This window comes from Pseudomonas sp. GW822-FHT02G04, assembly GCF_058802085.1.
Genome location: NZ_JBXANU010000014.1, coordinates 32,573 through 56,891 on the forward strand (window position 1 = coordinate 32,573; position 24,319 = coordinate 56,891).

At 60.0% G+C, this 24,319-nt stretch carries 20 protein-coding genes and 1 pseudogene; 6 read left to right on the forward strand and 15 right to left on the reverse strand.

Going from position 1 to position 24,319, the window contains the following annotated elements; translation table 11 throughout:
* The first annotated feature begins 216 nt into the window (after positions 1-216).
* Positions 217-1,698 (forward strand): methyl-accepting chemotaxis protein, encoded by a 1,482-nt coding sequence (locus AC1RO5_RS18110; protein WP_493176700.1) that lies wholly within the window; start codon positions 217-219, stop codon positions 1,696-1,698.
* Between the two features lie 121 nt (positions 1,699-1,819).
* Positions 1,820-2,188 (forward strand): terminase, encoded by a 369-nt coding sequence (locus AC1RO5_RS18115; protein ID WP_493176701.1) that lies wholly within the window; start codon positions 1,820-1,822, stop codon positions 2,186-2,188.
* On the opposite strand, the gene AC1RO5_RS18120 is transcribed toward AC1RO5_RS18115, so the two are convergent.
* The 3 genes from AC1RO5_RS18120 to AC1RO5_RS18130 form a co-directional block, all read right to left on the reverse strand.
* Positions 2,189-2,986: an acyl-CoA thioesterase gene (locus tag AC1RO5_RS18120; RefSeq protein ID WP_490134703.1), complete on the reverse strand. Its 798-nt coding sequence runs from the start codon at positions 2,984-2,986 to the stop codon at positions 2,189-2,191. It abuts the gene before it with no gap.
* Between the two features lie 105 nt (positions 2,987-3,091).
* The gene (locus AC1RO5_RS18125) at positions 3,092-3,859 is read right to left on the reverse strand and encodes a CHAD domain-containing protein (RefSeq protein WP_493176703.1); all 768 of its coding nucleotides are present in this window, start codon (positions 3,857-3,859) and stop codon (positions 3,092-3,094) included.
* 46 nt (positions 3,860-3,905) lie between these two features.
* The gene (locus AC1RO5_RS18130; RefSeq protein WP_018929811.1) at positions 3,906-4,184 is read right to left on the reverse strand and encodes a hypothetical protein; all 279 of its coding nucleotides are present in this window, start codon (positions 4,182-4,184) and stop codon (positions 3,906-3,908) included.
* A 219-nt stretch (positions 4,185-4,403) separates the two neighbouring features.
* Between AC1RO5_RS18130 and AC1RO5_RS18135 the strand changes: the two genes are divergently transcribed.
* Complete coding sequence (locus tag AC1RO5_RS18135; protein ID WP_493176704.1) at positions 4,404-5,453, forward strand: patatin-like phospholipase family protein; 1,050 nt, start codon at positions 4,404-4,406, stop codon at positions 5,451-5,453.
* A gap of 129 nt (positions 5,454-5,582) precedes the next feature.
* Here AC1RO5_RS18135 and AC1RO5_RS18140 read toward each other — a convergent pair whose 3' ends face one another.
* From AC1RO5_RS18140 to kdpF, 6 genes are all read right to left on the reverse strand, one after another.
* Entirely contained in the window at positions 5,583-6,278 is a 696-nt protein-coding gene (locus AC1RO5_RS18140) for a response regulator (protein WP_019650532.1), read from the reverse strand.
* 48 nt (positions 6,279-6,326) lie between these two features.
* A complete protein-coding gene (locus tag AC1RO5_RS18145) occupies positions 6,327-8,978 on the reverse strand; it encodes a DUF4118 domain-containing protein (protein ID WP_493176706.1) in 2,652 nt (883 codons plus the stop codon).
* Positions 8,979-9,128: 150 nt separating this feature from the next.
* Positions 9,129-9,674: a potassium-transporting ATPase subunit KdpC gene (kdpC, locus tag AC1RO5_RS18150; protein ID WP_493176707.1), complete on the reverse strand. Its 546-nt coding sequence runs from the start codon at positions 9,672-9,674 to the stop codon at positions 9,129-9,131.
* Positions 9,675-9,887: 213 nt separating this feature from the next.
* On the reverse strand, positions 9,888-11,945 hold the full coding sequence (kdpB, locus tag AC1RO5_RS18155; protein ID WP_493176709.1) for a potassium-transporting ATPase subunit KdpB: 2,058 nt from the start codon (positions 11,943-11,945) through the stop codon (positions 9,888-9,890).
* A gap of 10 nt (positions 11,946-11,955) precedes the next feature.
* Complete coding sequence (kdpA, locus tag AC1RO5_RS18160) at positions 11,956-13,650, reverse strand: potassium-transporting ATPase subunit KdpA (RefSeq protein ID WP_493176711.1); 1,695 nt, start codon at positions 13,648-13,650, stop codon at positions 11,956-11,958.
* An 8-nt stretch (positions 13,651-13,658) separates the two neighbouring features.
* Entirely contained in the window at positions 13,659-13,748 is a 90-nt protein-coding gene (gene kdpF, locus AC1RO5_RS18165; protein WP_007899818.1) for a K(+)-transporting ATPase subunit F, read from the reverse strand.
* Between the two features lie 384 nt (positions 13,749-14,132).
* On the opposite strand from kdpF, the gene eat reads away from it, so the two are divergent.
* Together eat and AC1RO5_RS18175 are read left to right on the forward strand one after the other, a co-directional pair.
* Positions 14,133-15,497 carry an ethanolamine permease gene (gene eat, locus AC1RO5_RS18170; protein WP_493176712.1) on the forward strand — a complete coding sequence of 455 codons (1,365 nt, stop codon included), beginning with the start codon at positions 14,133-14,135 and terminating at the stop codon, positions 15,495-15,497.
* Between the two features lie 144 nt (positions 15,498-15,641).
* Positions 15,642-15,809 (forward strand): DUF2897 family protein, encoded by a 168-nt coding sequence (locus AC1RO5_RS18175; RefSeq protein ID WP_007939963.1) that lies wholly within the window; start codon positions 15,642-15,644, stop codon positions 15,807-15,809.
* 109 nt (positions 15,810-15,918) lie between these two features.
* On the opposite strand, the gene AC1RO5_RS18180 is transcribed toward AC1RO5_RS18175, so the two are convergent.
* The 6 genes and pseudogenes from AC1RO5_RS18180 to AC1RO5_RS18205 all read right to left on the reverse strand — a co-directional run bounded on the left by AC1RO5_RS18180 (position 15,919) and on the right by AC1RO5_RS18205 (position 22,271).
* Positions 15,919-16,716, reverse strand: coding sequence for an urea carboxylase-associated family protein (locus AC1RO5_RS18180; RefSeq protein WP_493176714.1), 798 nt, complete (start codon positions 16,714-16,716; stop codon positions 15,919-15,921).
* Positions 16,717-16,786: 70 nt separating this feature from the next.
* Positions 16,787-17,440 (reverse strand): GntR family transcriptional regulator, encoded by a 654-nt coding sequence (locus AC1RO5_RS18185; protein WP_493176716.1) that lies wholly within the window; start codon positions 17,438-17,440, stop codon positions 16,787-16,789.
* A 78-nt stretch (positions 17,441-17,518) separates the two neighbouring features.
* The gene (gene fabF, locus AC1RO5_RS18190) at positions 17,519-18,793 is read right to left on the reverse strand and encodes a beta-ketoacyl-ACP synthase II (RefSeq protein WP_493176718.1); all 1,275 of its coding nucleotides are present in this window, start codon (positions 18,791-18,793) and stop codon (positions 17,519-17,521) included.
* A gap of 31 nt (positions 18,794-18,824) precedes the next feature.
* Positions 18,825-19,619, reverse strand: a pseudogene (locus tag AC1RO5_RS18195) (SDR family NAD(P)-dependent oxidoreductase).
* A gap of 208 nt (positions 19,620-19,827) precedes the next feature.
* Complete coding sequence (locus AC1RO5_RS18200; protein ID WP_007939956.1) at positions 19,828-20,163, reverse strand: ComEA family DNA-binding protein; 336 nt, start codon at positions 20,161-20,163, stop codon at positions 19,828-19,830.
* 113 nt (positions 20,164-20,276) lie between these two features.
* Positions 20,277-22,271 carry a polysaccharide biosynthesis protein gene (locus AC1RO5_RS18205; RefSeq protein ID WP_493176720.1) on the reverse strand — a complete coding sequence of 665 codons (1,995 nt, stop codon included), beginning with the start codon at positions 22,269-22,271 and terminating at the stop codon, positions 20,277-20,279.
* A gap of 497 nt (positions 22,272-22,768) precedes the next feature.
* Here AC1RO5_RS18205 and AC1RO5_RS18210 point away from each other — a divergent pair, with 497 nt between their 5' ends.
* A complete protein-coding gene (locus tag AC1RO5_RS18210) occupies positions 22,769-23,959 on the forward strand; it encodes an acyltransferase family protein (protein ID WP_493176721.1) in 1,191 nt (396 codons plus the stop codon).
* The last annotated feature ends 360 nt before the right edge of the window (positions 23,960-24,319 follow it).

Below are 24,319 nucleotides of genomic sequence, written 5' to 3' on the forward strand. Positions count from 1 at the left end.
GCCCCGAAACCTGCAATCGCGGTGTATCAGGTACACCGCACATAATTATTTACGACTGCTACGCAGCCGAACGGGGGCAAGCCCCCTCGCCACACAGGCTCGTCCACACATTTCGATATGGTGTGCTTGTTGACCTGCATCAACATCTGAATCCCTGCATAGCGGCACAATACTGGCACCTTGCCAAAACTGTTTCCGCTATCAGAGAAGACCTCCATGGGTGCCTGGCTTAGCAATATCTCGCTGAAATACAAATTCTGGGCGGTCAACGCCGTCGCCTTTGTCACCACCCTGTTGCTAGTGCTGTACGCCGTACAACTCGAACAGCAGGCCCGCAGTCACGCCGCGCAAGTATCGGCCCAGGCCCAGGCACGATTGCTCAATGCCTGGCCTGTCGGGCAGCCGCTGCCCAAGGCCGACAACCTGCTGACCTTCAATCGTGGGCAGGCGCCTTTACTGAACGGGCAACCGCTTCTGGAACTGACCGATACCCTCGGTTGGGTCCAGATCAATGCCATGCCGCTGTTCGGGGAAAATCCGTTGATGGGCGCCGAGGTGTTCACTCGTCCCGACGGTCAACAGGTCGCGGTAGTTGCCTACGGCCCGAGCCTGAGCCAGGTGTTCGGCGAGCGCTTCACTCACTACGCGGTTGCGGTGTTCATCCTGATGCTGGCGATGCTCGGCGCGTCGCAACTGTTGATCCGCTTCCTGCTCAGCCAGCTCAACACCTTGAAAGACGTAATGCTCCACGTCGAGAAAAGCGGCGACCTGTCGGCCCGTGTGCCACTGGCCTGCAAGGACGAAGTCGGGCAGATGGCCAACGCCTTCAATGCCATGCAGGCCGGCTACCAGCGGGTGGTCAACACTGTCGCCAGCACCGCCCGGCAACTGGACGTCGGCGCCGCGCGGCTGGCCGCGAGTATGAACGAGGTGCGTCACGGCATGCTCGGCCAGCAAAGCGAAACCGATCAGGCCGCCACGGCGATCAACGAAATGACCGCCACGGTCCATCACATCGCCCAACACGCCGGCGCCACCCGCGACCTCTCGCAAACCGCCGACACCCTGGCCGGCAGCGGTCAGGAAGTGGTGACTCGGGTACAGAAATCGATTGGCGGATTGTCCACCGGCGTGCAGCAAACGGCCGAGATGATTCAGCGCCTGGCCGAGGACAGTCAGAAGATCAACGGCGTGGTCAGCGTGATTCACAGCATCGCTGAACAAACCAACCTGCTGGCCCTGAACGCTGCCATCGAAGCGGCCCGGGCCGGTGAGATGGGACGCGGGTTTGCGGTGGTCGCCGATGAAGTGCGTAACCTGGCCAAACGGGTCCAGACGTCCACCGACGAGATCACCACCATGGTTTCCGCGCTGCAGGCCGGGACTCGGGATGCGGTGGATTTCATGCAGGAAAGTTCATACAAGGCGGACGACTGCATGCAACAGGCCCAGGAAGCCAGTGTGGCCCTGGCTGAAATCACCGGTGCGGTGGCGCAAATGCGTGAAAGCAATACGCAGATCGCGGTGGCGGCCGAGCAGCAGAGTCATGTGGCGGAGGAGATGAATCGGGCGGTGGTGAGCATTCGCGACGTGACCGAGAACACCGTGAAGCAGACCGTGAATTCGGCGATTACCAGCAATGAATTGGCGATGTTGGCCGGGGAATTGAGCAAGGCCATCGGGCAGCTCAAGCTTTGAGATAGCTGCGATCTTTTTTGCCCATCACGCCTATCGTGCCGATAGCCAGCCTTGATTCGCCGACGGCTTTCACCCGACCTATTCTTTGTTCATGAGCCTCAACGAACCAAGGATAAGCATCATGGGCAAACGTCACCCCAACCTTCCCGCCTGGCAATGGCGACTGTACCCGCACAATCACCAGCACCCGACCAATCTGGTGTTGCACCTGATTGCCGTGCCGCTGTTCATCGTGGCGTTTTTGCTGATGGTCTCGGGGGTGTTCAGCCTGGATCTGGCGAGCTTCGCGATTGGCGTTATCGGCCTGATTGCCGCCCTGGGCCTGCAGCGTCACGGCCATCGCCTGGAGGCGCAAGCCTCCGAGCCGTTCAGTGATCGCAAAGATGCGGTATCACGCTTGCTGGTCGAGCAGTTCCTGACCTTCCCACGGTTTTTCTTCAGTGGCGGCTGGTGGCGCGCCTGGCGTGAGCGTCACCGTCGCCATAGCTGATCAGGCGAAAATCGTGACGGTCTGCCGACTCATGGCGATCAACTGACCGTCTTCGCTCCACAGTTTGGCGGCGGCGTGTCCGTAGCCGTCAGCGGCATGCTCGATGTCCACCAGGTACTTGCACCAGTCCAGCGTACTCAACGCCAGCAACGGCTGGACGAATTCGATAGTCCAGGTGAGCGTGCTGCCTGCCGCCGGTTTCTTCAAATGCGACAACAAGGACGGCGGCCAGGCATCGACCAACGCCAGGATATGCGCCTCGCTGACCGACTCGCCCTCCCCGTCCCCACGCAAGCGTACCCAACCACCCATGTCCCGCGATTTGTTACCGGTGAACGGCATGCCACCGACACTCCAGCGCATGGCCAGGTAGCGCATGAATTCCGGGGTCACGCCTTTGATGTACGGCAGTTCCTGACAGTCGTCCCAGTGCTTCATCTCGGGAGCCGGGTTGGCCGTAACCATCACTTCGGAAGGTCGCGAAGCGCCGAAGCTGCCCTGGACCAACGTCACCACTTGCCCCTTCTGCATCGCCCGACCCAACACCTGGCTGACGGCTTTGCCTTCGCGCAATACGTCGACTTCAAAACTGACCGGCACATCGGGTTCGACCGGGCCGACAAAGGTGATTGCCAGCGAGCGTACCGGACGATCCGCCGGGACTTTTGCGCGCATGGCTTCGTATTGCAAGGCAGCTATCAGACCACCAAAACTCGCCCGCCCCTGGCCCCATTCGGGTGGAATAGACACTTCCTGCGGCTGGCTGCGAACAGCGTCGAGCAGATCGGAAAAGCGCATGGGAACCTCAGAGACAGGGAAATGGATGGAGCGATCTTAACCAGCCCGCAAGGCCGGCACAGCGCTTATTCCGGCCAAAGAGCCCGACAGATAGGCCGGATGGGTTCAGGATTTGAAGCAGGCGGCGCTGAGTTTGTCGAGGACGCGGTCGGCGCGCGCTTCGGCCTGGGCCATGGTGGTTTTCCAGACTACGACACATGGCTGCAAATCGGGCTCTTCCTTGGCGCGGGCCAGCCATTGCCAGCTGTCGTGCCAATCCCCCAAGGCAGCCTGAGCCGACTTCAGCCTGGGCATGGCCGCTTCCGGCAAACGATCCAGTTCGGGATAAGCTTCGATGCCATAACGCGCGCGCTTGATCAGCAGGCGCAGACGATGGCGGTCATGGGCGGGATCGTGCAGGGTCTGGTCGAGTTTCTTCCATTGTTTGGCCAGGCGTTTTTCGATGCGCTGGCGCAAGCCCTTGAGCAAACCCTGGCGCTGGGAGGCCCGCAGGAAACGCGGAAAGGCGTCGAGGATCATCAGCAACTGCGTCAGCTCCGGGCTCATCGCAACGGCTGGATAAGCCTCAGCCATCCGCGCCATGCGCCGGTGCGCGGCCTCGGGTTGATTGTGCTGGAGCAAGTACGCCGCCAGCACTTCACGATCACGCAACGGTGTGGTCAGTTGGCCGACCCGGGACGACGCTGCTTCCAGTTGTTCGACCCCGGGCAAACCGCGCAAGGGCCGCAGCAGGCTGCGCAAACGGCGCACGGTGGTACGCAGATCGTGCAGCGCTTCCGGATCGGTGCGGGCACTCAAGCGAGCCTGACAGGCCAGCAAACGGACTTCCAGGCCCAGTACTTGAGCCACCAATCGATCAACCACGGCAGACATCGCGTACTCCCTGAATCGAATTACCCTGAGTACGCTCCGTCATGCCTCAACGGCCGGCGCGGGACTCACGAATGTAGAAACGTGCCTTCTCGGCCTTTCTGGTACAACCCTCGTACGCTTCGAATTGTTGCTGGGTCTTGGCACCGGTCAGCAACGACAGCGCCTTGGAGTAGCTGACAGTCCCGGCTAAACCCTCGGCCTTGGCCAGATCCAGTTCGTGCCAGGCGGCGTCGAGCTGGCTACCGCAGCTGTCACGGTAAGCGGTTTTACCGGCACAACCGGCAAGCGCCAACGCAATCAAAGGCACACAAATCCAAGCTTTCATCACTCACACCTCAAAGATAGTAGACAGTCGTGCAGGTAAGACCGCTCTGGCGCGCGAAAAGTGCCTTGGACCCGCAGTGGAAACTATAGCGCTCGCGAGGATACCCACTCGCCTTCGTTGAGTGTCAAAAAACGACGCCAGCTCCCGTCGAACGACCATAGCGATTGAAGCGTGCCCCTCGATGGGTGCATTGTTGAACCTTGTCAGAGAGGTCGATCCATGAAAAAGCGTGTCGCACTGGTGTTGGGCTCGGGCGGCGCCCGGGGCTACGCCCATATCGGCGTCATTGAAGAGATCGAACGGCGTGGCTACGACATCGCCTGCATCGCCGGTTGCTCCATGGGTGCGGTGGTCGGCGGGATCTATGCCGCCGGCAAACTCGATGATTATCGCGACTGGATCGAGAGCCTGGATTACCTCGACGTGTTGCGCCTGGTGGATGTCAGCTTCCGCCTGGGCGCGATTCGCGGGGAGAAGGTCTTCGGGCAGATCCGCAAGATCGTCGGCGAGATCAATATCGAAGACCTGCGCATCCCCTACACAGCCGTGGCCACGGACCTCACAAACCAGCAGGAAATCTGGTTCCAGGAAGGCTGCCTGCACCAGGCCATGCGTGCCTCGGCGGCCATCCCCAGCCTGTTCACGCCGGTGATGCAGGGCAATCGAATGCTGGTGGACGGCGGCATCCTCAACCCGTTGCCGATCGTGCCGGTGGTGTCGAGCCATTGCGACCTGATCATTGCGGTCAACCTCAACTCCACTAACCAGCGTCACTATCAACTGCCGGTGATCCAGCGCCCGGCAGCGTTCAAAACCCGCTTCGACAGCCTGATCAATTCACTGGGCTCGAAATTGCCTTTCCGCCGCAAACAGGCGGAGCAATTGCTGCTGCTGGAAAAGGAAGCGCTGATGGCAGAGGCGGCCGAAATCAACCCGTGGATCGAATCCCCTGAGCCTCAAGCCCAGCAACCGGCCGCAGCCCCGGAAAGCGACGGCGCACCGAAGTCCGCCACCGGGTCGTTCATCATCGACAACGTCGGGCCGGCGTCTTTGCTGGACCTGATCAACCAGAGTTTCGAGGTGATGCAGACGTCATTGGCGCAGTACAAGATTGCCGGGTATCCACCGGATATCCTGATCAACGTGCCCAAGCGGGTGTGCCGGTTTTTCGAGTTCTACAAGGCGCCGGAGTTGATCGCGCTGGGGCGCGAGATTGCGCGCGATACGCTGGATCGGTATGAGAATGAGCGTAATGAGGATTGGCGGTAAAGCGTACTGACGATCGTTCCCACGCTCCGCGTGGGAATGCATCCGGTGACGCTCCGCGTCACTTTTTAACGGCGGACGCAGAGCGTCCATGGCGGCATTCCCACGCAGAGCGTGGGAACGATCAACCACCTAACTCAACGATTCAATCAACCGATACCCCACCCCCGCCTCGGTGACGATGAATCGCGGCTGAGTCGGATCATCCGCCAGTTTCTGCCGTAAGTGCCCGACTACGATCCGCAGATAGTGGCTGTCCTCGGTGTGGGTCGGGCCCCAGATGTCCTTGAGCAATTGTTGCTGGGTGATGACCCGTCCCGGGTGCCGCGCCAGTTGCGCCAGCACCGCGTACTCCTTGCGAGTCAACGCCACTTCGGCGCCATCCAACAGCACCCGGCGATAAGCCAGGTCGACAGTGAGCGGACCGAAATTGAGCGCTGCTTCCTGGGCCTCACCCGTTGGCGCCTGACGCAGCAAGGCGCGCACCCTGGCGAGAAACTCCTGAATGCCGAACGGCTTGGTCACGTAGTCGTTGGCGCCGCCATCCAGCGCCTGGACTTTCTGCCCTTCGCTGGCGCGCACCGAGAGCACCAGCACCGGCACCGTCGACCACTCGCGAAACTCGCGTAGCACCTGTTGGCCATCCATGTCCGGCAGGCCGAGGTCGAGCACCAGCAGGTCGGGTTTGTTCAATGCAGCCTGGGCCAGGCCTTCCGTGCCGGTGCCGGCCTCCAGCACTTTGTAGCCTTGGGAGGCGAGGCTGATGCGCAGGAATTTGCGGATCTGCGGTTCGTCGTCGATGACCAAAATGGTCGCGGTCTGGCTCATGAATTCACATCAACACAAAGAGGTGGCAAGAGAGTAGCGCAGGCGAGATCAGGCTTCACTGTCCAATCCCGGCTGAGTCTGCAACGGCAAGTGCAGCGTGATGCAGGTGCCGCGCCCTTCGATGCCGTCGGCGACACTGATCCGCCCGCCATGGGCACCGACCATACCCTGACAAATCGCCAGCCCCAGCCCGGTGCCCTGCCCGCCACGATCGCCGCGAGCAGCGGTGTAGAACATGTCGAACACCTTTGCCCGTTCCTCTTCCGGAATGCCCGGACCCTCATCGCTCACCGAAAAAAACAGCTCGCTGTCAGTGGCGCCGGCGCGCAATTCAAGACGTCCGTGGGGCGGTGAGAAACGCGCGGCGTTTTCCAGCACATTGACCAGTGCTTGCTCGATCAACGCGGCATGCACATAGAGCAGCGGCAGTTCGGCCGGCACTTCGGTAACGACGTGCAACGACGCCAGCACCGCGCGTAGACGATTGAGCGAACTGCCGACGATGTCTGCCGGCGATACCCAGTCCCGCGCCAGCTTCAGAGCGCCGTGACCGAGGCGGGTCATGTCCAGCAGGTTTTGGATGTAGCGATCCAGCCGTTCAGCTTCATCGCGGGTGCCTTCGAGCAGTTCGCGGCGGTCCGCAAGCGGAATCGCCTCGCCCAGCGCCAGCAGGCTGTCGATGCTGCCGCGCATGGAGGTCAACGGCGTGCGCAAATCGTGGGACACCGACGCCAGCAGCGCGCTGCGCAACTGTTCGGTTTCGCCATGCAAGCGCGCCGCCTCAAGGTCATCGGCCAGTTGCGCCCGGGCCAACGCCTGGGCCAACGGTTGGCTCAGCGCGGTCAGCAAGCGCCGACGCTGGCCGCTCAGGGTCTGGCCTTCTTTGGCACACACGCCGAGCAATGCCAGCGGCCCGTCGTCCACCGACAACGGCCACCACCACCAGCGCCCGAACGGCAAGGTACCGGTGCCCGCGCCTGCCGGTTGATCGTGTTGCCAGGCCCAATCGGCGGCGGCGCGCTCGGCCTCGGAAAACTCCAGCGGCTCACCGGTTTCGACTTTCCAGCCGCTCTGGCCATCACGATTGAGCAGGCACAGTTTCAGGTCGCTCCAGCCGTTGAGATGCTGGGCCGCGGCGCTGACCACGGCCTGACGGTCGGTGGCGGCGGTGAGTTTGCGCGACAGGTCGAGCAGCTCAGTGGTCTCTTCCTGAGTATCGCGCAAGGCTTCCAATTGCCGCCGTTGCCGCGCTGCAAGGTTACCGGTCAGGGCCGCCATCAACAGGAAGAACAGCAAGGTCAGCACGTCTTCTTCACGCTGGATGGCAAATGAGAAATTCGGTGGAATGAACAGAAAGTCATAGGTCAGAAACGACAGCGCCGCACAGGCCAGCGCCGGGCCGAGACTACTGCGCACCGCCACCAGCAACACTGCGGCAAGGAACACCAACGAAATGTTGGGCAGCGGCAAGACGCTCGACACCGCCCAGGCCAGGGCACTGGCGAGCACCGTCGCCACCAGCGCCAACGCGTAGTCGAACCACACCAGCGACTGCGCCGAACGTTGGCGCGGTTGATGCTGTTCGTGATCGCTGTCGAGCACGTTGATTTCCAGCCCGCGAGCATCGCGCAACAAACGCGACGCCAGACCGCCACCGAACAACCGTCGACGCAAACGCTGGCGTGACTGGCCCACCAGCACCAGACTGGCGCGACGTTCGGTAGCGTGCTGAATCAAGGTTTTCGCCACCTCACCGGCGCGCAGCAACACCACTTCACCACCGAGGCGTTCGGCCAGTTGCTGGGCACTTTGCAGGCGCAGGCGCGACTGCTCGTCGCGCACCCGGCCGTTGTCCACATGCACCAGGCTCCACGGCAGATGCCGCCGCTGGGCGACGCGACTGGCGTGACGCACCAGACGCTCGGCCTGCGCATCGCCATCGACGCCCACCAGCAAGCGACCGCGCACCGCTGGCGCTGCTTGCCCCAACTGGCGATACCCCTGCGCCAGATCGTTATCGACCTGAGCGGCGGCGGTTTGCATCGCCAGTTCGCGCAGGGCGGTGAGGTTGGTCTGGGTGAAAAAGGCATCGATCGCCGCCCGCGCCTGCTCCGGCACGTAGACTTTGCCGTCGCGCAGACGCTCCAGCAGCTCGCGCGGTGGCAGGTCGATCAGCAGCAGTTCGTAGGCTTCTTGCAACACCCAGTCCGGCAGGGTTTCACGGACCTGTACGCCGGTGATGCCGCGCACCTGATCGTTGAGGCTTTCCAGATGCTGGACGTTGACCGTGGTGAACACGTCGATGCCGGCGGCCAGCAATTCCTGGATGTCTTGCCAGCGTTTAGTGTGACGGCTGCCGGGGGCATTGCTGTGAGCCAGTTCGTCGACCAGCACCAGTTTCGGCTTGGCAGCGAGCAAGCCATCGAGGTCCATTTCTTCGAGCATTACGCCACGGTATTCCGAGCGCACCAATGGCTGCTGCGGTAAACCGGCGAGTAGTGCTTCGGTTTCGGCGCGGCCGTGGGTTTCAACCACCCCGGCCAGGACTTTCACGCCCTGGCGCAGTTGAGTGTGGGCGGCTTGCAGCATGGCGTAGGTCTTGCCCACGCCCGGCGCGGCACCGAGGAACACCTTGAGGCGGCCACGGCCATCGCGGGGCAGGTCTGCTAACAGCGCGTCGGCGCGGCCGGAGTCACTCATGCTTGAAGCTCTCTCTCTAATTGATCGTTCCCACGCGCAGCAAAGGAATGCAGCCCGGGACGCTCCGCGTCCAAGCCAAAGCGGACGCAGAGCGTCCATAGATGCATTCCCACGCAGAGCGTGGGAACGATCCTTCCAACCATCTAACCTTTACAGCTTTTCCAGCGCCGCATTCAACTCAAGCACATTCACCACCGGCGGCCCCACCAACGGCTGTTCGATGTGCGCATCCAGCAGTTGCTCAAGCGTAGACACCGGCAGGTTGCGCGCTGCCGCGACACGCGCCAGTTGATAGGCAATCGCCGCTGGTGGCAAGTGCGGATCGAGACCACTGCCGGAGGTGGTCAGCAGCGCCAACGGCACCGGCCCCTGCCCGGCCACCTGCAGTTTATTGGCTTCCTCGATCACCCGAGTGGCGAGCGCCGGATTGCTCGGCGAAAGGTTGCTGGCGCTGCTCGACACGGTGGCAAAGGCACCGGCCGATGGCCGTGGGTGGAACCATGCATCGCCGACAAAATCCTGGGCAATCAGCGACGAGCCACGGACCTTGCCGTCGGCGTCGCGCACCAGGCTGCCATTGGCCTGGTCCGGGAAGGCAACCTGGGCAACGCCAGTCACCACCAAGGGGTAGGCGACGCCAGTGATCAGGGTCATCAGCACCAACAGGCTCAGGGCCGGACGTATCAGTGTGGACATTTCAAAATCCTCGATTCGAAGAATACTCATCACCTAGAAGGCACACACATCACCTGTGGCGAGGGAGCTTGCTCCCGCTCGGCTGCGCAGCAGTCGTAAACCCGGTGAATGCGGTGCCCTGAATAATCACTTGGGCCTGAGGTGGGGCCGCTTCGCAGCCCAGCGGGAGCAAGCTCCCTCGCCACAAAAAGCCCCTGCCTCAAGCAGCAACCGCTAAACCAGATGCAACGCCGTCAACAGCATGTCGATCGCCTTGATGCCCACGAACGGCACCAGAATCCCGCCCAGTCCATAGATCAGCAGATTGCGCCGCAGCAGCGCCGCCGCACTCGCCGCCTGCACCCGCACACCGCGCAGCGCCAGTGGAATCAGCACCACAATGATCAGGGCGTTGAACACGATCGCCGACAGAATCGCGCTCTGCGGACTGCTCAAGTGCATGACGTTGAGCACACCCAATTGCGGGTAGATCGAGGCGAATAGCGCCGGCAGGATCGCAAAGTACTTGGCCACGTCGTTGGCGATGGAAAAGGTGGTCAGTGCACCACGGGTCACCAGCAATTCCTTGCCGATCTGCACCACGTCCAACAGCTTGGTCGGGTCGCTGTCGAGGTCGACCATGTTCGCTGCCTCCCGCGCCGCTTGCGTACCGTCGTTCATCGCCATGCCGACGTCCGCCTGGGCCAGGGCCGGGGCGTCGTTGGCACCGTCTCCGCACATGGCAACCAGCCGACCGTCGTTCTGCTCATGGCGAATGCGCGCCAGTTTCTTCTCCGGCGTGGCTTCGGCCAGCACGTCATCCACGCCCGCTTCGGCAGCAATCGCAGCGGCGGTCAGCGGGTTGTCGCCGGTGACCATGACCGTGCGAATCCCCAGTTTGCGCAGCTCGGCGAAACGCTCGCGAATGCCGGGCTTGACCACGTCCTTGAGGTGGATGACACCGAGCAATTTGCCGTCGGCGCACACCAGTAACGGCGTACCACCGCTCTGGGCGATCTTGTCGATTTCCCGGGACAGGGCGGGAGCCAGATCAGCGCGTTTCAGACCGACGAAGTTCAGCAGCGAATCCACCGCGCCTTTGCGATAGACCCGGCCCTGATAGTCAACACCGGACAAGCGGGTTTCAGCACTGAACGGCACGGCGCTCAGCACCTCAGGGGACGGCTCGGGTTGCGAGTGAAGACCGCGCAGGTAGTCGACGATGGATTTACCTTCGGCCGTGTCATCCGCCAGCGAGGCAAACTGCGCGCCCTCGGCCAGTTCTTTGGCGCTGACGCCTGGTGCGGCATAAACCGCGCTGCAGCGACGGTTGCCGAAGGTGATTGTGCCGGTCTTGTCCAGCAGCAGGACGTGCACGTCCCCCGCCGCTTCCACGGCGCGACCGGATTTGGCGATCACGTTCAGACGCACCAGACGGTCCATCCCAGCGATACCGATGGCCGACAGCAGGCCACCAATGGTGGTCGGAATCAGCGTGACCAACAACGCGACCAGGAACACCAGCGGCAGGTTGCCGTTGGCGAAGTGGGCGAACGGTTGCAGGGTCACCACCACCAACAGAAAGATCAGGGTCAGGCCGATCAGCAGGATATCCAGCGCCACTTCGTTCGGGGTTTTCTGGCGTTTGGCGCCTTCGACCAGCGCGATCATGCGATCCAGGGTCGACTCACCGGGGTTGGCGGTGATGCGCACCAGCAGCCAGTCCGACACCAGTCGAGTGTTGCCGGTGACGGCCGAACGGTCGCCGCCGGATTCGCGAATCACTGGCGCCGATTCACCGGTAATCGCCGCCTCGTTGACCGCCGCGATGCCTTCGATCACCTCGCCGTCGCCGGGAATCATCTCTCCCGCTTCGACGCGCACCACGTCGCCCTTGCGCAGGCTACTGGCGGGCACTACCTGAAAGCTGCCATTGGCGCTTTTGCGCCGGGCGCTCAAGCCAACGCTGCCGGCCTTGAGACTGTCGGCGCGGGCCTTGCCGCGACCTTCGGCCAACGCTTCGGCGAAGTTGGCGAACAGCACGGTGAACCACAGCCACAACGCGATTTGCGCGGCGACGAAGGTCGGCACGGCGCTGTCGGGAATGAAGCACAGTACGGTGGTGAGGATGGCGGTCAGTTCCACCACCAGCATCACCGGCGCACGCTGCAATTGCCGTGGGTCGAGCTTGACGAACGCTTGCACCAGCGCCGGGCGCCAGAGCGCGGCGATGGCGGTTTTCGGTTGTTCCGGCGCCTTGACGACGGCGGCTTTAGTGGCGGGCATATTCATCATCGACTCCTTAGAAGGCCATGCTCAAGTGTTCAGCAATCGGACCCAGCGCCAGGGTTGGCAGGAAGGTCAAACCACCCACCAGCAAGATGGTCACGGTCAACAGGGTTACGAACAGCGGGCCATGGGTCGGGAAGCTGTTCTGGCCGATTGGCGCGGTTTTCTTCATCGCCAGGCTGCCGGCCAGGGCCAGCACCGGCAGGATGTAGCCGAAGCGCCCGATCAACATGCCCAGCCCCAGCATCAGGTTGTGGAACGCAGTGTTGGCACCGAAGCCGCCGAAGGCAGAACCGTTGTTGGCACTGGCCGAGGTGTAGGCATAAAGCAACTGGCTGAAACCGTGAGCACCGGGGTTGCTCACCGCCGCCACCGGGCCTGGCAGGCTGGCGGCAATCGCGCCGAGCACCAGCACGCCCACCGGCATCACCAGCAAGGTCACCACCAGCAGCTGAACTTCCCGGGCTTGCAGTTTCTTGCCGAGGTATTCCGGCGTGCGGCCGATCATCAGCCCGGCGAGGAACACCGCAATCAACACGTTGAGCAACATGCCGTAGAGCCCGGCACCGACACCGCCGAAGATCACTTCGCCGACCATCATGTTGACCATCGCGACCATGCCGCTCAGCGGGTTGAGGCTGTCGTGCATGCCGTTGACCGAACCGTTGGACGCTGCGGTAGTGGTCACCGACCACAGCACGGTGGCGGTGGTGCCGAAGCGTGCTTCCTTGCCTTCCAGCGGCGCGGTCTGTTCGACGGCGACGTTGGCCAGGGTTGGATTGGGTTGGTATTCAGCCCACAGCGACGTCGCGCCGCCGATCAAAAACAGCGCCAGCATGCAGGCGATGATCGCGCGGCTCTGACGCAGGTCTTTGACGTAATGGCCGAAGGTGAACACCAGCGCCACCGGGATCAGAATGATCGAGGCGACTTCGAACAGGTTGCTCCACGCCGTCGGGTTCTCGAACGGATGCGCCGAGTTGACGCCGAAGAAGCCTCCGCCGTTAGTGCCCAGTTGCTTGATCGCAATCTGGCTGGCTGCCGGGCCGAGCGGGATCACCTGATCGACGCCCTGCATCGTCACGGCATTCACATATTGCGCGAAGGTTTGCGGCACGCCCTGCCACACCAGATACAGCGCCAGCAGCAAGCACAGTGGCAGCAGGCCGTAGAGGGTGGCGCGGGTCATGTCGACCCAGAAGTTGCCCAGGGTTTTGGTGGACTTGCGGCCGATGCCACGGCAAAGGGCGACCAGAACCGCCAGACCGGTGGCGGCGCTGACGAAGTTCTGCACGGTGAGGCCAACCATCTGGCTCAAGTAGCTCAGGGATGCTTCGCCACTGTAGGACTGCCAGTTGGTATTGGTCATGAAGCTGACAGCGGTATTGAACGCTTGCGTCCACTCCTGGCCCGGCAGGTTTTGCGGGTTCAACGGCAAGTGATCCTGGAACAACAGAATCGCGAACAACAGCAAAAAGCCCGCGAGGTTAAAGGCGAGCAAGGCCAGGGTGTATTTCTGCCAGCTCTGTTCGGCCTGCGGATCAACGCCGGCCACCCGATAGCAGCCACGTTCCACCGGACCGAGGATCGGTGAAAGCCAGGTACGCTGCCCTTCCATCACCTTGTAGTAGAAACGCCCCAGAAACGGTGCCGGAATCAGCACCACGGCGAAGAAGGCGAGGATCAGCCAATAGTCATAACTGTGCATAGCCGCTCCTAGTTCCGGTCCGCGCGTAACAGCGCAACCAACAGATAAATGAACAGCCCCACTGCCAATAGCAGTGACACTCCGTCCAGAACGCTCATGGAAGTTCTCCGTGTTACGGCGTATTGCCGCGTGTGGAGTGATTGTCGGCAGGGAGGCTGTAAAGGAGCGAGATCGAGGGGTGCGGCGGGGCATAAAGAATGCGTAAAGAGTGGGGTTATGGCGTTGTTACGGTGGTGTCCGGACGGGCCTCTTCGCGGGCAAGCCTCGCTCCTACGTCAGGTTCCCCTGTAGGAGCGAGGCTTGCCCGCGAAGGCGGCAGCACAGACGACGCCGCCCCCAACTGGCGCACAAATAGCGCCCATCCAGCGGCGAACATCCCCGATACGACACCTTTTGGCGCTTTACGACTGCCATCACAACACTGGCACGTCCGCTGCACACGCCCTCCCCCCGAGCTTTCCAAACCGTTCAGGGGGCAACACATGAACACACAACTCAAACCCACGCTGGGCACGCTGCACCTGTGGGGTATCGCGGTCGGGCTGGTGATTTCCGGTGAATACTTCGGCTGGAGTTACGGCTGGGGCGTGGCGGGTACGCTGGGCTTTCTGGTGACCTCATTCATGGTCGCCACGATGTACACCTGCTTCATCTTCAGTTTCACCGAGCTAACCACCGCGATTCCCCATGCCGGCGGTCCCTTTGCCTACAGCCGCCGAGCCTTTGGCGAGAAAGGTGGGTTGATTGCCGGGCTGGCGACGCTGATCGAATTCGTCTTCGCGCCACCAGCGATTGCCCTGGCAATCGGCGCCTATCTGAACGTGCAGTTTCCCGCCCTCGACCCGAAACACGCGGCGGTCGGCGCCTACATCGTATTCATGGGCCTGAACATTCTCGGGGTGAAACTGGCCGCTACCTTCGAACTGGTGGTCTGCGTATTGGCAGTCGCTGAATTACTGGTGTTCATGGGCGTGGTCGCCCCGGCGTTCAGCTTCAGTAACTTCGCGCTCAATGGCTGGGCCGGTTCTGATGTGTTCGGTGCGCCGGCGATTGCCGGGATGTTCGCGGCAATTCCGTTTGCCATCTGGTTCTTCCTGGCCATCGAAGGTGCGGCCATGGCCGCCGAAGAAGCCAAGGATCCGAAGCGCACGATTCCCAAGGCCTACATCAGCGGCATCCTGACGCTGGTGCTGCTGGCGATGGGCGTGATGTTCTTTGCCGGCGGCGTCGGCGACTGGCGCACCCTGTCGAACATCAACGATCCGCTGCCGCAAGCGATGAAAGCGGTGGTCGGCGAAAGCTCCGGCTGGTTGCACATGCTGGTGTGGATTGGCCTGTTCGGCCTGGTGGCGAGTTTCCACGGGATCATCCTCGGCTACTCGCGGCAGTTCTTCGCCCTCGCCCGGGCCGGTTACCTGCCGGCCTCCCTGGCCAAACTGTCGCGTTTCCAGACCCCGCACCGGGCAATCATCGCCGGTGGCGTGATCGGTATCGCGGCGATCTACAGCGACGGCTTGATCAACCTCGGCGGCATGACGCTGACGGCGGCGATGATCACCATGGCGGTGTTCGGCGCGATTGTGATGTACATCATGAGCATGCTCAGCCTGTTCAAACTGCGCAAAACCGAACCGTACCTGGAACGCACTTTCCGCGCGCCTTGCTACCCTTTGGTGCCATTCATTGCGTTGGTGCTGGCGGTGGTTTGCCTGGTGGCGATGGCCTGGTTCAACACCTTGATCGGGTTGATCTTCCTCGGCTTCATGGCGGTGGGTTTCGTGTACTTCATGCTGACGGCGCAACTGCGTGCCGATGCGCCGGCGGATGCGATGTTGACCGGGCTCTAAACAGTCGCTGCTTCAAGGATGTACGGCGTGCAGGGCATATCAGGCATAGAATGGAACCACTGCGAAAATTGATCGCTCAAAAGTGGTATGCACGATCGGTTGGCGAAACCCTCGCCCACCGGCCTGCCCTCAAGGAGAACGCCTATGCCCTGGTATGCCTGGTTGATTCTGATCGTTGCCATCGGCTCGATCGTTGGCGGTTTGCTGTTGCTGCGTGACACCGCCAACAAGGTCGAACTGACCGATGAGCAACGTAAACGCGTCGCCGAACGCAACGCTGAAGCGGATGCCAAGGACGCGCAGGACCGCTGACCGAAACTGTGGTGAGGGGATTGCCCCCGTTGGGGCGCGAAGCGGCCCTAAAACATTTACGACTGCTTCGCAGCCGAACGGGGGCAAGCCCCCTCGCCACAAAAGTCCTTCACTTTTCCCAATCGGCCTTGGCAATGTGCAAGCCGTGTAGTCCTTTGTAAGCCGCACGCTCCGGCGGGCTCCAGCCTTCAAGCAACGAATCCTCCAACCGGTAAATCTCCACTCCCAGCGGGCGGCACACGCTCAACGGATCCTGCGCATCCGGCCCCCACATGGCGAGCGACAGATCGCCGCCCGGGCAGGTCGATAGCGCACACAAAAGATCAATCTCGGCAAAGAACTCCAGGTAATCGCCCTTCTGCGCCGGACAGGCTTTCATGAAGTACAGGTCATCATGGTTCAGGCCGGTGCATTGAAAAATGTTCAGCACGTCATGCATATCGAACTCGGTCAGGCCATGGGGTAATACGGCGCGAGTCAGGTTGGAGTGGCAGTGATGATGGAAGTCTTCGCCGGTAAGCATTTTGTTCACGTAAGGATCGCAGCGCGTTCCCAGCAAATCGTGCAAACGCCCGCCGTGTTCGTCGATGCCATAACCGGCCAGGCTGTCATCGGTAATGGTCACCAGCGGCCGTAAAAAGGGCAGGTTCGACCAGAGCCGGTCATGGGTGCTGACATGGGCGCCCTGCAACTGCCGGGTCCGCGCCGCCCACAAGCGCTCGCGTGGATCGTGGGCATTCCACACATTGAAATCCCCGACTTGCGGGCCGACCGGGGTCGTGACCCTGAACACATGCCCGGCCGGCACATTCCACGCGCGACCGGTGCGGATCGGCACTTCGAACTGCTCGATCAGCGTGCGCCCCGCTTTCTGGTCGCGGATCCTTTCATAAAAGGCTGTGTCCACCTGTCAGGCCGAGCCTTTGCTGACTTGATAGGCCGCCGGATAGTCTTTGTACATGGCACAAAATCCTCGATCAGTGTTGGGGAGAAGGGGTAAGCATCTGCAACAGGAGGTGTTCGGAGTCGTCGAGATAAAGGCTCATGGCGTCGCCGGCCGCGCGCTTGTCGCCGTCGGCCAGCAAGTCATGTATCTGCCGGTCACGCGCCAGCCAGGGCGCCTGAAAACGTGATTCATCGGGAGCGGTGCAAAACACCAGGCGCAGTTGCGCGACGACGTTGGTGAAAAACTCGTCGAACAATGGGCTGCGCAGCAACCCGACGATGTGTTGATGAAAGGCCAGGCTGTGGGTGCCGACGGCGCGCCAGTCCTCGCGCTCCCGAGCCAGTTCGGTGGCCTCCAGGGCTTCGAGCATCCGGTCGGATTGATACTCACGCAATGGCTGGCTGGCGCTGATGACTTGCAGTTCCAGGGTGCGCCGGACCTTGAACAGATCACGCACATCATCGACACCCAGCCTGCGCACCATCACGCCCTTGTTGCGGACATAACGGGTCAGCCCTTCCTGCCCCAGACGGTGCAACGCCTCGCGAATGGTGTTGCGCGAAGCGTTGTAGGCCGACACCAGATCGTTTTCCACCAGCGCCATGCCGGGCAGCAAACGACCGCCGATAATGTCAGCGCGCAATTCCAATGTGATGTGGTCGGCCAGGGACAGTCCGCTGCTCATACTCAACGCCTCGTGATTGTTCAACAATCGTCTGCGAATGAGTAATCACTATTCGTGCCATCACCTGCCTGTCGTGAACTAGTCCTCCCAGTATTTGAACAACACGCTGGCGTTCACCCCGCCAAATCCAAAGCCGTTGGACATCGCGTAGTCGATGGTCATTGGCCGTGCCTGGCCATGGACGATGTCCACCCCTTGCGCCGCCGGATCCGGATTATCGAAGTTGAGCGTGGCCGGCACCACCTGATCGCGGAGTGCCAGCAGCGTAAAGATCGCCTCGATCCCGCCAGCCGCACCGAGCAGATGCCCGGTGGCTGATTTGGTCGACGTTACCGCTATCTTGTTGTCCGAGCCGAACAGCGACTTGATGGCCGCCAACTCCCCAAGATCGCCAACCGGCGTCGAAGTCGCATGAGCATTGAGATGCTGCACCTGCGCCGGAGAAATACCCGCCTGAGCCAACGCCAACGACATCGCCCGTCGTGCACCACTGCCATCTTCAGGCCCTGCGGTCAGGTGATAGGCGTCGGCGCTGGTGCCGTAACCGACCAGCTCGGCCAACGGCTGAGCACCGCGTGCCAGGGCATGTTCCAGGGATTCGATCACCAGCAGGCCCGAACCCTCGCCCATGACAAAGCCATCGCGACCACTGTCGAACGGCCGCGAGGCGCGCTCCGGGGTGTCGTTGTAACCGCTGGACAAGGCCCGCGCCGCGGCGAACCCGGCGAGGCTGACGCGATCGATCGCCGCCTCCGCGCCACCGCACACTGCAATATCCGCCTCGCCACAGCGAATCAGCCGCGCCGCGTCACCAATCGCCTGAACCCCGGCCGCACACGCCGTTACCGGCGCCCCCAGAGGGCCCTTGAAACCGTGCTGAATCGACACATGGCCCGCCGCGAGGTTGACCAGAAACGAAGGTATGGTGAACGGCGACAAACGTCGCGGACCACGGCTGTCGGTGGTGCGCACCGCCTCGGCAATCGCGCCGAAACCACCCACGCCCGAGCCGATAATGGTGGCCGTGCGCTCCTGGGCATTGGCGTCCAGCGCTTGCCAACCGGCCTGTTCCAGTGCCTGACGCGCCGCCTCCATGGCGAACAGAATGAAGCGGTCCATCTTTTTCTGCTCTTTGGGCGGCGTCGCCCGATCCGGGTCAAAACCCGCCTCGGGATCTTCCGCCAAGGTCGGCACCGCGCCACCGACCGTGGTCGACAGACCGGCAACCACCTCATCCGGCAACGTCCGCAACCCGGAGCGCCCGGCCAACAGACGCGCCCAAACCGCTTCGACACCGCTACCCAACGGAGACACCAGGCCCATGCCCGTGACCACCACTCGACGATTACTCATAGCGCAAATACCTCAGTCGACTCATGGGCGCTCACTTGTAACGCGCCGCGGCCGTGCTTCTGGAAAGATTCGGCGCCATCACATAACGCGCCGCCACGAAGGCCTCCCACTCGGAGACATTCGGTAACGAAGGAATGGTGACCAGTTCACTCTGATCCAGACCCGACAACGCCGCGTCGACCATTTCCCCCGCTTCCATAACCATCTCCTCCGGAATCTGGGTCGCATCAATGCCGGAGCGCTCCCAGATCTCGGTGCGTGTTACGCCCGGCAACACCGCTTGCACCTGGACACCGGTGCCCTGCAGCTCAGCGTTCAACGACTGAGTCAGGCTCAACACATAAGCCTTGCTCGCGCTGTACGTCGCGTTGAACCGTTCAGGAAACAACGCCACCACCGACGCAATGTTAATAATCGTCCCGCGACCGGCCTTGGCAAAACTGGCTGCCGCCGCCGAGGCCAGCCGCGTCACCGTGGTGACGTTCAGTTGAATCAAACGCTCCATCTGATCCATGTCGGCGTTGGCCAACAAACCATCCGCCGCGATACCGGCGTTGTTCAACAACAGGCTGATGCTCGAGTCGCTGCGCAGCCGTTGTTCAAGCTTCAGCACATCATCCTTTTACGTCAGATCCGCCTTGAGCACCTCGACCTGAACACCATGCTCCGCGCGCAATTTGCTCGCAGCAGCCTCCAGCCGTTGCTGATCACGGGCTACCAGCAATAAATCAAAACCACGCGCTGCCAACCGTTGCGCGTAAACCGCACCGATGCCGGAAGAAGCGCCGGTGACAAGGGCCGTACCTTGGGTCTGGACAGAATTCATGACAGTGCTCCTGGGAGGATGCTTAAGGGGAGGCGATCGCGTCAGCGTCAGAGCGCTTCAGCGAATGGCGAATTTATTATAGGCATAATTTTACCTATATATGATAGCCATAATTTTTTGCATCCCGATGAAAGGCCCCGGATAGCCCTCTGCAGCAATAAGCAAAAAGGCCGGTCAATGACCGGCCTCCTAGTGTGGATTTACAAGCTTAGTTCACTTCCAGCTTCTCGCGATTCTTGTCCAGAATGGCTTTGCCGATCCCTTTCACTTCCAGCAGTTCGTCTACCGACGAAAATGGCCCATTACTCTCACGATAAGCAACAATCGCCTTGGCCTTCGCCTCACCAATCCCGGACAACTCCCGTTGCAGTGTTGGCGCATCGGCCCCATTCAGATCGACCTTGGCGGTTTGCGCCTTGGCGGCAACGTCCAGCATCAACGGTGCCTTGGCAGCCTCTGGCGCAGCCGTCGGCGCAGCGATGGCCGCAATAGAGGCGCTGGTGAGCAGGGCAAAAACCAGAGAGTAGAAATAGCCAGTACGCATAAATGAAGCTCCATGACATCGATTGGAAGAAGCAGCTTTTCCGAAGCTGCCTCCCAAACTTAGGCGATGTGATGGAGCTGTCAAAAGTGTGTCCGTTACAGGATGTGAAACAATCAGGGTTCGAGACGGCGTTGCTGGTGGATCCAGTCGACGATCTCCCCGTCGGGGGTGTAGCCGCTGACCGTTTCGCGCAGGAGTTGACGGACGCGGGAGTAATCATCCTGTTCGACGGCAAGCAGCAACTCGGTCAAACGCCCCTTGAGCACGTCCCAGGGCAAATGGTCTTCGTTGGCAGTCATGATCATCGGATGTGGCGTCGCGGCAACGTTATCGCCGATCAGCAACTCTTCGTAGAGCTTCTCTCCCGGACGCAGGCCCGTAAACTCGATCGAAATATCGCCCTGGGGATTTCGCTCGGAACGGATGCTCAAGCCGGACAAGTGGATCATCTTCTCCGCCAGTTCGACGATCCTTACCGGCTCGCCCATGTCCAGCACGAACACATCGCCGCCCTGCCCCATGGAGCCGGCCTGGATCACCAATTGCGCGGCTTCGGGGATCGTCATGAAGTAGCGGGTGATTTTCGGATGTGTGACGGTCAGCGGGCCGCCGGATTTGATCTGGCTGTGGAACAGCGGGATCACCGAACCGGAAGACCCCAGTACATTACCGAAACGCACCATGGTGAAACGGGTCTTGTTGACGCGAGATACATTGGCTTTATCGCCGAACAGCACAGGCGCAATCTCACGACTCAGGGCTTGAAGCGTCAGCTCCGCCAAGCGCTTGGTACTGCCCATGATGTTGGTCGGACGTACGGCCTTGTCGGTGGAGATCAGCACGAAGTTGGCGACCCCCGACTGCAACGCAGCCTGAGCCGTATTCAGGGTTCCGATAACGTTATTCAGCACGCCCTCGGCGATGTTGTGCTCGACCATTGGCACATGCTTGTAAGCAGCGGCATGGTAGACGGTGTCCACCCCCCAGGTCCTCATCACATCGAGCAGTTTGTGCGGGTGACGGATGGAACCAAGGATGGGCAGCAATTTAACCGCGACCGACTCACGGCTAGCGCGCTGCTCCAATTCCGACAGGATGCTGTAGAGGTTGAACTCACTGTGCTCAAACAGCAGAAGCGTGGTCGGGCCAAGGGAGAAAATCTGCCGGCAAAGCTCCGCACCGATCGAACCGCCGGCACCAGTGACCATCACTGTCTTGCCTTTGATACAGCGCTCGAGCAAATCGCCTTGGGCTGGCACGGCATCACGGCCCAGCAAGTCTGCGATATCCACTTCCTGGATGTCTTCAACCTTGACCCGACCACTGGCCAGATCGGTGAAGTTCGGGACGCTACGCACATGGAGGGGATAGGCCTCCAGCAGATTGAGAATTTCCCTGCGTCGTGCGCGGGTGGATGACGGCAGCGCCAGGAGAATTTCCTGTGCGCCGGTGACGTCGATCATCTGCTGGATGTGTTTGGGTTTGTAGACCTGGAGGCCGGAAATAGAGCGATCGGCGATGCTGGAGTCGTCGTCGATGAATGCCACCGGGCGCATCACCCGGCCCATGCGTAACGCAGCAACCAACTGATTGCCTGCCACGCCTGCGCCATAAATGGCGACTTTGGTGAGGCCGTCGTCGCGGCTGGCGAACGGTACGTGCTGGGCGGCGGTGAACCAGTCGCCCATGAAGTATTGACGCATGCACAGGCGCAGGCCGCCGATGATGACGAGGCTTAGCCACCAGTAGTTGAAGATGATGGAACGGGGGACGACAGTCTGGTGGTTGCTGTACCAATAGACCACAACCGCCAGAATCAGCGATGACAGGCTGACTGCCTTGACGATAGCGATCAGCGCATCATTGCCGAAATAGCGCATGACGGCACGGTACATGCCAAAGCGGATGAAGAGCGGGATGGCTACAACCGGCGCGCTGAGGAATAGCCAGAAATGGGCCCTCAAAGGGTTGTACATATCGTCCACGCCAAGGCGAACGATGAAGGCAAGCCATAGCGAGACCCATACCAAAAAGATATCCGTGGCGATTTGTATCAATCGCTTCTGCCGACGAGGCAGATTCAGCAAAATGGTGCGTAATTTATCCATAAGTCTCAACCGATGAGGTTTGATCCCGCTCAAAGACCTGTAGCTGCAATGAGAAACAAACGGGAATCGTTCCCAAAAACTATCGAAATATTAAATTAACGCTGGACATACCTGGTCTCCAACGTACTTTCTCTAAACCTACAGGCCTTAGCAGGGCGTAAATATAAGCTATCAACGCCACAACTGCACTGTCAGCGCTCTCCACCACTCATTCTATGGCGTCCCCCTTTATGTCCGGTGCTGTGCTCCTTTATCCCTGAAGCCAGCGACTCGGGATGCTTCTTAACGCCAAAGTCGGATGCACCACGGCTGTGGGCCTCTGAAAGAGATAGGGAGGTTGGCCGCATGCCAGGCTTACGTCAGAGAAGTGAATCGTTGATCGGCCTGATTAGGGCCACCCCTGATTCTGCAAGCCTGGCAGGTTCTCGCTCCTAAATAGTGCTTGCCGATGTGCTCAAGTGCTCTTCTGCTCTTCTGCTCTTGTGAGATAGGCTCCTATGGACTGGAACCATAGCCTATCATCGGGATCTATTGGTGTCGGTAGCGGCGACAAAACCATCAGATACCAAGTGAGAATAGCAGTGAAAGAAAGGAATTTGAGCGTTGACGTTTTACGCGGCATAGGGATACTTCTAGTTGTCTCTGGGCATGCAAGTAGCGGCTCTTCGCTATATGTTTTTGCACCGTATTCCTTTCATATGCCTTTGTTCTTTTTTATTTCCGGTCTTTTTTTCTCGGACAGCAAGATTGATGGTGCTCTCTCTACTGTAGTTAAAAACACCAAATCACTTCTTTTGTATTCTACGGCATTTTATATATTCTATGCCTGCATTTGCTGGATTATAACCAATCTTGGATTCATCGCTTTTGCTCAACCTTTCAGCCTGGAGTTAATATTCATCAATCAATTTACAACTAGTGGAGCGTATAGCTTCACAGCCGCCTACTGGTTTATACCTTGTTTGTTTTTTGTAAAACTCTATTTTTCATTGATTCATGCGCGATTGGCCTCTCTGATAAAGAGCAGAAGAGAAGGTTTGGTGTCAATTTCGTTTCTTGCGGCATACATGGCAACTGCATTTGCGGCTGTGGCTTACAGCGTAGATATGTACGAACAAAATGACGTCCAGCTGGACAAGATCATTTATTATCGCTTTGCATTCGCCTTGTTCTTTTTTTATCTTGGCTCCATTGTTGCAAAATATAATATCCAGCGATTCTTAAGCAATATTTTTGTTCTGGCTGCGCTTTATACAGCTCAACAGCAACTATGGGCATCTGCGGGGAATTTAGATTTCTGGATGCAGGTTTCCAAATACCAAGCCACGTATCTTCCGGTTATCAGCAGTGTTCTGGCGATAGCTTTTTTTTACGGATTATCTGATATCGCGGCCAGAAATAAATCATTTAGCGTGGTGCTCGGATACATTGGAAAAAATTCATTACCTATAGTGCTGCACCACATATTCGGTTTTTTCCTAATCAATGCGTCGCTCTGCGCCTTCGGCGTTATAAAGCCATCTGATGTAATCAGTCAGTTCTATCAGTTTGATACTGTTCACACTTGGCCGCTTTATATTATTAGTGGCGTTTTGTTTTCGCTGATTTTTGACAGGTATACAGTCCAACCATTGATGAACGCCTTCAAGAATATGGAATTGCTGAGCACACTCAAACGGCCGCAATAAAATGTGAGCCCTGACTCCTAACGTTGGCCAGGGCTCGCTCTACTGTAAGCGATCCACGAACCCCACATTTTAAGAATCGGGTTTGATGATTACCTTGGCAACTCTGGCGTGCAGCTCCATGGCAGCAGAAGGGCAGCGAGGCCATCGATGGATTTTCGGAAATCGAGGAGTTTGGGGTAGAGATAGATTTTTTCGACTTTTGCGTCGGGACGCATCATGAGGTGCTGGCTCCAGAACGGAATCGGGAGCACAGCATCGGGGATCAAGTCGTGACTTTGAATGTGGGGCTTATTATGGAGCACTTACGACGCGACGGATTAACCCGCAGTCACAATTCCAGGCATTGAGCACCGCGAACTC

Excerpts from the sequence above, each read along its gene's own strand:
- AC1RO5_RS18110 (WP_493176700.1), top strand. The coding sequence starts at position 217 with ATGGGTGCCTGGCTTAGCAATATCTCGCTGAAATACAAATTCTGGGCG.
- AC1RO5_RS18115 (WP_493176701.1), top strand. The coding sequence starts at position 1,820 with ATGGGCAAACGTCACCCCAACCTTCCCGCCTGGCAATGGCGACTGTAC.
- AC1RO5_RS18120 (WP_490134703.1), bottom strand. The coding sequence starts at position 2,986 with ATGCGCTTTTCCGATCTGCTCGACGCTGTTCGCAGCCAGCCGCAGGAA.
- AC1RO5_RS18125 (WP_493176703.1), bottom strand. The coding sequence starts at position 3,859 with ATGTCTGCCGTGGTTGATCGATTGGTGGCTCAAGTACTGGGCCTGGAA.
- AC1RO5_RS18130 (WP_018929811.1), bottom strand. The coding sequence starts at position 4,184 with ATGAAAGCTTGGATTTGTGTGCCTTTGATTGCGTTGGCGCTTGCCGGT.
- AC1RO5_RS18135 (WP_493176704.1), top strand. The coding sequence starts at position 4,404 with ATGAAAAAGCGTGTCGCACTGGTGTTGGGCTCGGGCGGCGCCCGGGGC.
- AC1RO5_RS18140 (WP_019650532.1), bottom strand. The coding sequence starts at position 6,278 with ATGAGCCAGACCGCGACCATTTTGGTCATCGACGACGAACCGCAGATC.
- AC1RO5_RS18145 (WP_493176706.1), bottom strand. The coding sequence starts at position 8,978 with ATGAGTGACTCCGGCCGCGCCGACGCGCTGTTAGCAGACCTGCCCCGC.
- kdpC (WP_493176707.1), bottom strand. The coding sequence starts at position 9,674 with ATGTCCACACTGATACGTCCGGCCCTGAGCCTGTTGGTGCTGATGACC.
- kdpB (WP_493176709.1), bottom strand. The coding sequence starts at position 11,945 with ATGAATATGCCCGCCACTAAAGCCGCCGTCGTCAAGGCGCCGGAACAA.
- kdpA (WP_493176711.1), bottom strand. The coding sequence starts at position 13,650 with ATGCACAGTTATGACTATTGGCTGATCCTCGCCTTCTTCGCCGTGGTG.
- kdpF (WP_007899818.1), bottom strand. The coding sequence starts at position 13,748 with ATGAGCGTTCTGGACGGAGTGTCACTGCTATTGGCAGTGGGGCTGTTC.
- eat (WP_493176712.1), top strand. The coding sequence starts at position 14,133 with ATGAACACACAACTCAAACCCACGCTGGGCACGCTGCACCTGTGGGGT.
- AC1RO5_RS18175 (WP_007939963.1), top strand. The coding sequence starts at position 15,642 with ATGCCCTGGTATGCCTGGTTGATTCTGATCGTTGCCATCGGCTCGATC.
- AC1RO5_RS18185 (WP_493176716.1), bottom strand. The coding sequence starts at position 17,440 with ATGAGCAGCGGACTGTCCCTGGCCGACCACATCACATTGGAATTGCGC.
- fabF (WP_493176718.1), bottom strand. The coding sequence starts at position 18,793 with ATGAGTAATCGTCGAGTGGTGGTCACGGGCATGGGCCTGGTGTCTCCG.
- AC1RO5_RS18200 (WP_007939956.1), bottom strand. The coding sequence starts at position 20,163 with ATGCGTACTGGCTATTTCTACTCTCTGGTTTTTGCCCTGCTCACCAGC.
- AC1RO5_RS18205 (WP_493176720.1), bottom strand. The coding sequence starts at position 22,271 with ATGGATAAATTACGCACCATTTTGCTGAATCTGCCTCGTCGGCAGAAG.
- AC1RO5_RS18210 (WP_493176721.1), top strand. The coding sequence starts at position 22,769 with ATGGACTGGAACCATAGCCTATCATCGGGATCTATTGGTGTCGGTAGC.